Raw genomic sequence first — 9,170 nt, 5'->3', positions numbered from 1 at the left:
CTACATGAACGAGCGCTACGGCTCCCCGGTCGAGGCCTGGAACTTCTGGCAGGCCAACCACTGGTACTAAACCAGCGGACCCAGCGCAGCACGCGCACGCGGACACACGAAGGCCCCGGTGGCCGGCCTCCGAGGCCGGCCACCGGGGCCTTCGAGCCGTACCGGCGACCGCGCCTACTGGAAGATCGCCATGGCCTGCACCTCCAGCAGCGCTTCGTCCGGCTTCCACTCCTGCACCTTGCCCAGGCAGTGCGCCGAGAACGTGCCCTGCGGGACCTGGATCCGCAGCCCCTCCGTCGCACACGTCACCCGGACGCGGGGGCCCCGGGCCGGGTCGGCCGCGTCCCCGTAGGGGGCCACGAACACGATGGCGTCGGTCCCCTCCGTCCCTCCCGCCCCTCCCGCTCCCGCCGCCGCTGCCCGGAAGCGGCCCCGGATCAGGACGAAGCCCTCGACGTCGCCCAGCCGGACGGAGCCCTGTGCGGCGGAGGCCGTCCGCAGCAGCGCGGTGCTGCGGGTGACGGACCGGCTCGGCAGGTCGACGCGGACGATGACGTGCTTGTCCTCCAGGACCTTCATGATCACGCCGATCACCGAGATCGGTTCCGCGACCTCCATGTAGCGGCTGACGATCTCCTTGTTCTCCTTGTGGCCGCCGTCCGCGCCGACCCCGAACACCTTCGCGCGCACCGTGCCGTCCTTGCCCTTGCTGGTGCGCTGCTCGACCTCCTTGCGCAGGGCGGCCGTGTAACCGCTCATCTGGTAGTGGTCCATGACCGTCTTGTCGTGCAGGTAGAAGCAGATGCCGTCCGTGATGTCCCCGGCGGCGGCCCGGCGGGCGCGCACCACCCGCAGCAGCGCCACCGTCAGCAGCGCCGCGAAGCCGGCGAAGGTCGCCGTCCACAGCAGCATCCAGGCCCACCACACGGCCCACCACGCTTCACTCGTGACACCCACGGATCTCCTTGAACGCGTCGATGAGGGACTGCCCGGTGGCATCGGCCATGCGCCCGCCGGTCGCCCTGGCGGCCCGGTCGAGTTCCCGCGCGTCGGCCTCGCCGTACCGGACGGTGTACGTGCGGACCGCGCGGGCGGCCGGCGGCAGGGCGGCGTACCGGGCGAGGAAGGTGTCGAGGCCGATCCCGGCGTTGTTCTCCCCGTCCGTCATCAGCACGATCGAGATGCGCTGCCCCGGGTCCCTCGCCACCGCGTCGGCGGCCCCGCGGTAGGCGTGGTCGAGGGCCGACCACACGGCGGTGCTGGTGTCGAAGCCGTCGCCGGCGACCATGCCCCGCAGCCGCTCCAGGTCGTCCTCACCCCTGTACGTCACGCTGCGCTCGTCCAGTACGCGGCCGCCGAACCGCACCACCGTCACCGTCTCGCCCACGTGGAACCGGACGAACTTGCCGGAACCGGAGTCGTCAGCACCGCTCAGCCCGGCCATCGTGGCGCGCAGGTTCGCGATCCGTTCGCCGCGCATGGACCCGGAGAAGTCGAGCAGGAAGACCACCCGGGTCGGCCCGCCTCCCTTCGCGCTGCCGTAGTCGGCCAGCAGGCGGTCGACGACCGCCTGGCTGTCGGGGAAGTACAGCGCGTTCCCGAGCGGGGCGCGCAGGCCGGGGACGCGGGGGACGTCGGGTTCGACCGGCCGGCGCAGCGTACGCTCCATGATCTTCTGCTGCACCGCTCCGCTCCGCAGCCAGGCCGCCAGCCGGTCGTACGCGTCCCGCTTGGCCGGGTCCAGCAGCATGAGCGGGTAGTCGGACAGCACGATGCCGTCCTTCGGGTAGACGATCTCCAGGGGCGTGCGCAGCCCGCCCGAGCGGTTGAGGGAGAGCAGCTCGGACTCGTACGTGATCAGCGCGTCGAGCCGGGCCTCGTCCCGCGCGTACGCGTCGCCGAGCCGGCCGGAGGAGTCCTCGGCCAGCGCGTGTCCGGCGAAGAAGCCGCGCAGCCGGTCGCAGGAGACGTCCTCGGGCCGCAGTGCCCTGCCCGTGCCCGCGGCGGCGGTCGCGACGCCCACCAGCGCGGAGAGTCCGCTGTTCGACCTGCGGGGGTCGGCCATGGCGTACCTGAGCGTCCCGGCCGCCGCGGCGTCCGCCACGTCCGCCCACGACAGCCGCCCGTCGGGGGTCGCCCGTCGCAGCCGCTGCGCCACCTCGGGCTTCATGCCGACGACGACGGGGGAGCGCATCGTGCTCGTCGACAGCGGGCCGTCCACCTGCCGTCCGTTCTGCCTGAGCAGGAGCTGGAAGGGGCGGGAGGAGGACAGCCAGGCCACGTCGTGCCCGTAGCGGCCGGACGCCAGGGAGGCCGCGGCCTCGACCGTGCCCCGGTAGTCCATCGTCAGCGTGATGCCGGTGTCCCGCCGCAGGTCCTCGAACAGGGGCTCCACGTCGGCCAGTTCGGAGCTCGCCAGGACCCGCAGGGTCACCGGGTCGCCGCTGCCCGGGGAGCAGCCGGGCAGGGTGGCCAGCAGCCACAGGCACGCCAGCGTGACGGCGGTCAGGAGCCTGCCGCGGTGCCGGCCCGGGGTGCCGCGCGCGGTCACCGGGCCGCGTCCGGGAGCTGCGCGGGAGGGCAGTCGCCGATGGCGGAGATCATCTGCTCCAGGAAGCGGATGCGGGGAATGGGGGAGCGGGTGTCGCTGCTCCGCAGCGCCGGGACCGGGACCCTCCGCTCCGTCAGGAAGTCCGACAGCTGGTCGCCGGCCACCTCTCCGGCCGGGTCGAGGATCCGGAAGCCCAGCTCCATCGCGCGCCGGCGCAGCGCCGGGTCGCCGACCACGAGCTCACCGAGCCGCTCGCCCTCGCCGTTGAGGGCGATGAACTGCGGCTGCGTCACGAACTGGGTCGAGGGGTAGAGCAGCACGCGCTCGGAGTCGAGCCGTTCGGACTTGGCGCGGTACCGCACCTGGTAGCTCAGGTACTGGTGCTCGTACGCCACGACCACCGGCGCGATCCCCTTGCCCTCCGGCGACACGTACGTCTTGAACACGTCGGCGGCCGGCAGGCCCTGTTCCATGAGGTGCCGGATGGACCGCGCGCGGCCGCTCGCCTCCTGCTCGGTGGAGGGCACCTCGGGGCCGTTGCCGCGCCAGGTGTAGGAGACCAGCGCCAGATAGGTCCCGGCCGAGTTGGAGCCGCACACGTCGGGGCTCTGGGCGAAGACCCGGTTGTCGTTGGAGATCCCGTGCCGCTCGATGCCGAGGTCGCTCCAGCGCCGGCCCCGGTCGATGGTCTCCAGGAACTTCCGCATGTCGAGGGAGTAGTAGAGCGGCTGGTCCGGGCCCTCGGCGGGCAGCGGGGTGGCGATGCCCGCGTCGTGCAGGGTCTCGGCGTACTGCCGGTAGGTCGCCAGCACGATGGGGCTCACGAAGGGGCGGTGGACCTTGGCGTACTGCCCGGCCGTCGAACGCATTCCGGTGATCAGATCGCCGGCCGGCTGGCCGGAGGGGAAGACGAAGTCGAAGGCGGCGAGGTCGCGCAGGGCGACCTCGCGCGAGCCGGTACTGGTGATGTGGACCTTGATGCGGTGCCTCAGCAGGATGCGCTGGACCTCCTCGTCCTCGAAGAAGTCCCGTTTGGAGGCCATCTTCCCTTCGAGGACGAGGATCCGTTCGAAGGGCAGCAGCAGGTTGCCCGACACGGCGAGCGCCGTGAGCCCCGTCAGGAGGGTGGCCAGCGCGGGCAGGAAGAACAGCAGCAGGCCGCGCCGCGACCACGCGCCGGACGCCCGTCCGCGGACGACGAGGCGCGGCTCCTCGACGACAGGTCTTTCCCCGACGACCACGCCAGCCCCCCAGCCGTTCGCGTGCCCCACCCTGAGGGTGGCACCATGCACCACCCGGCCGGCCATTCACGCACGCACCGGCGAATCCCGGGTTAACAACTGGCGTACACCCGAAGGGAGTTCGAACATGGCGCAAAACGACCGGACGCACGGCTCATCCGCCGAAGGCGAGGTCTGGGACCCCTTCGGCACGCTGCGCCGCGCGCTGTGGATCGGCGGCGGCCAATGGGCCGGCAAGTCGACCGTCGCCCGGCTGCTGGCCGTCCGGTACGGCGTCACCGCGTACCACTACGACTACCACGACGCCCGCGCTCACAACGACCGCAGGATCGCCCGCCGCCTCGCCCTCGGCGAGCCCGTCACCGAGCCCGACCCGGACGAGGTGTGGGTCCACACCACCCCGGAACGGATGGCCGCCGGGACACTGGCCGGCTTCCCGGTGCGGTTCCAGTGGGCCCTCGACGACCTGCGCGCACTCGTCTCCGGCCGGCCGGTCATCGCCGAGGGCTGGGGGCTCCGGCCGGAGCTCGTCGCGCCCGTCGCAGATTCGCCGCGCCGGATGATCGTGATGGTGCCCACGCCCGGCTTCCGCGAACGGCAGGCCCGCGAACTGCCCCGGGCCGCCTCGCTCGGACACCCCTTCAGCGACCCCGCCCGGGCGCAGGCCAACCGACTGGCCCGGGACCGGCTCGTCGCCGAGGACGCCGTCCGCACGGCCCACCGGCTCGGCATCCGCGTGATCGAGATCGACGGGTCCCGCGACGCGGACGCGATCGCGGAGCTCGTGGCCGACCACTTCGGCCCCTACCTCCCGGAACGGGAACCCGGCGCCGGTGCCGCGCGCCCGGGGCCGTGACGGTGGCACCGGGCGGTGCGGCGGTGAGCACCGGGCACTGGGCGGTGGGCCGGTGCGGCGGTGGGCGGTGCGGCGGTGGCCGGTGCGGCTGCTCAGCGCCCGGGCCGCACCGTCCGGAGCCGGGAGGCCTGGGCCTCCCGGCCCGCCGTGCCCTCCTTGATGGCGGCGGCCCGGTCCATCCCGGCCCAGCCCGAGCCGCTCTCCGCGTTGACCTCGTCCCGCGCCGACCGCAGCCCGTAGTGGGCGAACAGCCGCTGCTCCTCCTGCACCGACAGGACGCTGCCGCAGTCCAGCGCCGCGCACGGAGCCCGCTCGATCAGCGAGACGGCGTACGGCAGGGTGAGGCGGTGCCCGTCCAGCAGCGCGTGCCGCAGCGGGACGAAGACACCGCCCAGGCCGGAGGCCGGGTCGGTGACGCGGGCCCACTCGGGCCTGCCGGTGGTGTCGTCCACCAGGACGTACTCGACCGAGCCCAGGCGCTGACCCTGGTCCGTGAACGCCGCGATCCCGGCCGTGGCCGTCAGCTGCTCCTGAGTGATCATTGCTTCTCCCTGTCTCCGGTCGGCGGCTGCCTGCACCGTTCGGCTACCCGCCGTCGGCCCGCGGAACCGACCCGGGCGGTCCCGTCTCAGCAGCCGGTCCGGGAACAGGGCCCGTCGCTCAGGCGGTGCAGCGGATCATCGTCAGCGGCGGGTTCGCGTGGTACTCCTCCCAGAACGCCTCGCCGAACTCCTCCACGCCGGCCTGGGAGACGCCCAGCGGGACCCACTCGATCCCGGTGAACCCGGCCGCCGTCAGCGTCTGCTCGTACGTCTTCCTCGACGGCGTGGTCGCCTCGAAGGACACCGGCGGTTCCAGCAGGGCCGTCAGCCGGATCCCCGTGCCGATCTCGTTGTCCTTGCCGGTGGATTCGAGCAGGAACCCGTACTTGGCCAGCGACGGGCCGCCGAAGTCGTAGTCCGGCTCCTGCGCGAAGAGGAAGAACGAGCCGCCGTCGACGAGGCTGCGGCGGATGTTGCGCATCATCTGCTCGATCTCGGCCACGTCCTTCGCGTAGTTGAACGCCTGGACGGCCACGGCGACGTCGAACGGCTCGTCGAAGGTCCGCAGCGTGGCGGTGTCGCCGACCTCGTAGTCGATGCCGAGGGGCTCCGCCTGCTCGCCGGCGGCGGCGGCTTCGACCATCGCAGGGGAGATGTCGAACCCGAGGACGCGGGAGGCGCCCCGGCGCTTGAGCTCGCGGCTGTAGAAGCCGGTACCGCAGGCGATGTCGAGCACCGACTTGCCGGTGACGTCGCCGACCAGGGCGAGGAAGCCCGGGACTTCGGCGTAGCGGATGACGGGCAGGGTCTTGAAGCCCTCGAAGGCTTCACCGATGCCGTCGTACAACTGACCACTCATCGTGGTGTTCTCCTCGATTTGTGGCGTCGGCCCTCACGATGAGCCGCGGCCCTTGGGGGAAGTCTCTTCCTTGATCAAACCGAGTTCGTACTGGTGGAAGGCACGAAAACCGGCCGCCCGCGATGTATGGAGATCTCCCGGCGTTGTCGGGGGCGGCCCGGGCCGGCCCGGCGCCGGGTGGAGGCGGACGCTCAGGCCAGCAACCGCTCCCTCACCGCGGCGAGGACGTCCGCGCGGCTGCGCGGGCCGTTGTCGGCCGCGATCAGGTGGTCGCCGATGCGCAGGGAGAAGGTGATCAGGCAGCGCGCCTCGACATCGCCCTCGTCGGGGCAGAAGGCCCCGTAGAGCCGGCGCAGGTAGTCCATGCGGCGGTTGTCGGCGCGGCGGAGCCGGTCGGCCACGCCTTCGTCACGCCGCGCCCAGTCCCGGACGGCCAGCTCGACCCCGGCATCGGTCACGGGCGTCTCGGCCGACCCGACGAAGTCGAAGAGACGTCCGAGCCGCTCCCGGGCGTCGCCCCCGTCCCGTTCGATCCGCTCGATGACGTCCTGGGCGACCCCGCGCTCCCAGGTGTCGAGCATCTCCTCCAGCAGGGCCGCCCGGTTGCGGAAGTACCCGTAGAAACCGCCCTTGGTGACGCCGAGTCGCTGGGCGAGCACCTCGACGCGGACGGCCTCGGGGCCGCCGCGGGCGAGCGCGCGCAGCCCCTCGTCGATCCACCTGTCCCGCGGCGTACGGATCGTCCCCATGCGGTATTCCTCCTCACATCAGGGGGCCAGTATACGGAGCCGTATATCCGGGGCTATGATCCGTCTATACGCCACCGTATAGATCGGAGTCCGTGATGAACGGCCTGCGCCTCCCCGCCACCGACCACACGTCCCGCCCCTGGCGGATCCACGAACTGGCCCCGGACTTCCGGCTCGAGGACCTGTGGGCGCTGCCCACCCCGGGCGGCCCCGACGACCTGCGGCACCTGGTCCGGCAGATGGCGGAGGGCGAGGGCGGCCCCGACGGCGGCAACCTCGTGGGCCGCTTCCTGTTCGCGGTGCGCTGGAAGCTCGGCGCGCTCCTGGGCTGGGACGGCCCGGACGGCGGCCTCGGCGGCCGGGTCGCGACGCTGCGCGACCGGCTCCCGGACGACCTCCGCGACGGCCCGCGGGGCCCGGACGTCAGCGCGGCGCCCTTCACGTCGGTCTTCCAGACGGACCGGGAGTGGGCCGCGGAGTACGCCAACAAGACCATGCACGGGGTGATGCACATCGGCTGGGTACCGGACGGGAGCGGCGGCTACCGCGGCCAGATGGCCGTCCTGGTCAAGCCCAACGGCCGCCTCGGGTCCCTGTACATGCTCGGCATCAAACCCTTCCGCTACCTGGGCGTGTACCCGGCCCTGATGCGGTCGATCGGCCGCGAGTGGCAGGAGAACGCGGCGCGACGCACCGCGGGCTGACGCACCGTCGCCTGTCAGGACCGGGCGGGTCACTCCTCGTTGAGCCAGCCGCACACGTAGTACTGCTGGTCCGCGTCCCGTTCGATGATCCACTGGTTGAGGACGTCGCCCGCGAGTTCCCCGGTCTCGGGGTCCCGTCGGGTGATCTTCGCTTCCACGCTGAGCTCGTCCATGTCCGCGGGGATCTCGTAGGGCTGGAGTTCCCAGCGGTGCACGAAGTAGCCGTTGAGGGCGAACCCGAGCAGTCCCGAGCGCAGCCGCGGGCAGGTGCCCCGGCGCAGCGAGGTCATGTCGTGGTCGGCCAGACCGTTCATGTAGAGCGCGAAGACCCGCTCGACGGCCTGGCGGTCGAGCGGCGTGTGCGTGGGGGAGGGGGTGCGGCCGGCGCTGCGTTCGGGGACGGACGGACCGGCCGTGACGGGTGCCGCGGTGGACGGGGACGAGGACGGGAAGGGGGACGGGGACGGGGACGGGGACCCGGACGGGGAGTGCCGGGTGGGCGCCGTCGAGCCGGTCGCACCGCTGCGGCCCCCGTCGCCGCCACCGGAACCGGACTCCGGCAACCACCACGGCATCGCGAGCAGGGCGGCCACGACGGCCGCCGCCGGCACCCCCAGCCATAACCCCCGCCGCCGGCCGCCACGCGCGGGACCGGGCCCCGCCGGGGTCGGCCGTCCCGTCGCGGGCCCGGCGCCCAGCCGCAGCGTGGACGCGGACGTCGGCGCGGCGTCCGGCCCGGCGGGCTCCGCTTCGCCCGCCGGCCCGGCGAGCATCTCGTACGCCTGCTCGGCGGTGAGGCGCTGCGCCGGATCCTTGCGGAGGAGGCCCGCCAGCACGGGGGCCAGCTCCCCGGCGCGGACGGCGGCGGCGGGCTCCTCCGTGGCGACGGCGACGAAGACCGCCCACGAACCGGAACCGGAACCCGAACCGCCGAACGGAGGGTGTCCCTCCACCGCCGTGAACAGCGTCGCACCCAGGGACCACAGGTCCGATTCGGCGGTCGCCGGGAGACCGCGCACCTGCTCGGGGGACATGTAGACCGGGGTGCCCATGAGGGCCCCCGACCGGGTCAGACCGGGCTCGCCCTCCACGGCGGCGATCCCGAAGTCGGTCAGCACCACCCGGTCGCCTTCGAGCAGCACGTTGGCGGGCTTGATGTCCCGGTGGGTGACGCCCGTGGCGTGCACGGCGCGCAACGCCTCCAGGATCTGCCGGCCGATCCTGGCCACGCGGGCCGGCGGAAGCGGACCGTCCTGCTTGATCACGTCGTCCAGGGAGCGCCCGTCGACGAGTTCCATCACGATCCACGGGCGGCCGTCGTCGCCCGCTATCCGGTCGTGGACGGTGATGACCCCCGGGTGCTTCAGCCTGGCGGCCGCGCGCGCCTCGCGGTCCAGGCGGCCGATCCACGCCTCCCGCCGGGAGGCGTCGAGCTCGCCGGGGAGCCGGAGCTCCTTGAGGGCGACCTCCCGGCCGAGTTGCTCGTCGTGGGCCCGCCAGACGGTCCCCATGCCGCCCTGGCCGAGCAGTTCGGCAAGCCGGTACCGGCCGGCCAGCAGTCGTCCGCGATCGTCAGTCACGACGGGAACCTAACCCACCGCGCCTGGCCGTGCGAACGCCGACCCGGCCCATGTGCCCGCCCACACCGCCCAGTTGGCGCCGCCGGTG

9 protein-coding genes are annotated in these 9,170 nt (G+C 73.0%); 2 read left to right on the top strand and 7 right to left on the bottom strand.

Features of this window, described 5'->3' with window-relative positions:
- Positions 1–174: 174 nt before the first annotated feature.
- The 3 genes from ACFY61_RS22200 to ACFY61_RS22190 are packed head-to-tail and all read right to left on the bottom strand — an operon-like array spanning position 175 to position 3,792.
- Positions 175–957 (bottom strand): hypothetical protein, encoded by a 783-nt coding sequence (locus ACFY61_RS22200; protein ID WP_389474348.1) that lies wholly within the window; start codon positions 955–957, stop codon positions 175–177.
- The gene (locus ACFY61_RS22195) at positions 941–2,551 is read right to left on the bottom strand and encodes a substrate-binding domain-containing protein (protein WP_389474347.1); all 1,611 of its coding nucleotides are present in this window, start codon (positions 2,549–2,551) and stop codon (positions 941–943) included. Before ACFY61_RS22195 ends, ACFY61_RS22200 begins: the two co-directional genes overlap by 17 nt.
- Positions 2,548–3,792, bottom strand: coding sequence for a hypothetical protein (locus ACFY61_RS22190; RefSeq protein ID WP_389474345.1), 1,245 nt, complete (start codon positions 3,790–3,792; stop codon positions 2,548–2,550). Before ACFY61_RS22190 ends, ACFY61_RS22195 begins: the two co-directional genes overlap by 4 nt.
- A 127-nt stretch (positions 3,793–3,919) precedes the next feature.
- On the opposite strand from ACFY61_RS22190, the gene ACFY61_RS22185 reads away from it, so the two are divergent.
- Positions 3,920–4,648: a hypothetical protein gene (locus ACFY61_RS22185; protein ID WP_389474343.1), complete on the top strand. Its 729-nt coding sequence runs from the start codon at positions 3,920–3,922 to the stop codon at positions 4,646–4,648.
- A 92-nt stretch (positions 4,649–4,740) separates the two neighbouring features.
- On the opposite strand, the gene ACFY61_RS22180 is transcribed toward ACFY61_RS22185, so the two are convergent.
- The 3 genes from ACFY61_RS22180 to ACFY61_RS22170 form a co-directional block, all read right to left on the bottom strand.
- Positions 4,741–5,190: a hypothetical protein gene (locus ACFY61_RS22180; protein WP_389474341.1), complete on the bottom strand. Its 450-nt coding sequence runs from the start codon at positions 5,188–5,190 to the stop codon at positions 4,741–4,743.
- Between the two features lie 118 nt (positions 5,191–5,308).
- Positions 5,309–6,049, bottom strand: a complete 741-nt coding sequence (locus tag ACFY61_RS22175; RefSeq protein ID WP_389474339.1) for a class I SAM-dependent methyltransferase — start codon at positions 6,047–6,049, stop codon at positions 5,309–5,311.
- 191 nt (positions 6,050–6,240) lie between these two features.
- Positions 6,241–6,798, bottom strand: a complete 558-nt coding sequence (locus tag ACFY61_RS22170) for a TetR/AcrR family transcriptional regulator (protein ID WP_389474337.1) — start codon at positions 6,796–6,798, stop codon at positions 6,241–6,243.
- Between the two features lie 95 nt (positions 6,799–6,893).
- On the opposite strand from ACFY61_RS22170, the gene ACFY61_RS22165 reads away from it, so the two are divergent.
- Positions 6,894–7,502: a DUF2867 domain-containing protein gene (locus ACFY61_RS22165; RefSeq protein WP_389474335.1), complete on the top strand. Its 609-nt coding sequence runs from the start codon at positions 6,894–6,896 to the stop codon at positions 7,500–7,502.
- A gap of 29 nt (positions 7,503–7,531) precedes the next feature.
- Here ACFY61_RS22165 and ACFY61_RS22160 read toward each other — a convergent pair whose 3' ends face one another.
- Positions 7,532–9,082, bottom strand: coding sequence for a serine/threonine-protein kinase (locus tag ACFY61_RS22160; RefSeq protein ID WP_389474334.1), 1,551 nt, complete (start codon positions 9,080–9,082; stop codon positions 7,532–7,534).
- Between the last annotated feature and the right edge of the window lie 88 nt (positions 9,083–9,170).

This window comes from Streptomyces sp. NPDC012888, assembly GCF_042900645.1.
GTDB lineage: Bacteria > Actinomycetota > Actinomycetes > Streptomycetales > Streptomycetaceae > Streptomyces.
This window is presented reverse-complemented; position numbering and strand designations above follow the sequence as displayed.

What these genes read in the sequence shown, in the direction of transcription:
- ACFY61_RS22185 (WP_389474343.1), top strand. Translation starts at nt 3,920, where the DNA reads ATGGCGCAAAACGACCGGACGCACGGCTCATCCGCCGAAGGCGAGGTC.
- ACFY61_RS22180 (WP_389474341.1), bottom strand. Translation starts at nt 5,190, where the DNA reads ATGATCACTCAGGAGCAGCTGACGGCCACGGCCGGGATCGCGGCGTTC.
- ACFY61_RS22175 (WP_389474339.1), bottom strand. Translation starts at nt 6,049, where the DNA reads ATGAGTGGTCAGTTGTACGACGGCATCGGTGAAGCCTTCGAGGGCTTC.
- ACFY61_RS22170 (WP_389474337.1), bottom strand. Translation starts at nt 6,798, where the DNA reads ATGGGGACGATCCGTACGCCGCGGGACAGGTGGATCGACGAGGGGCTG.
- ACFY61_RS22165 (WP_389474335.1), top strand. Translation starts at nt 6,894, where the DNA reads ATGAACGGCCTGCGCCTCCCCGCCACCGACCACACGTCCCGCCCCTGG.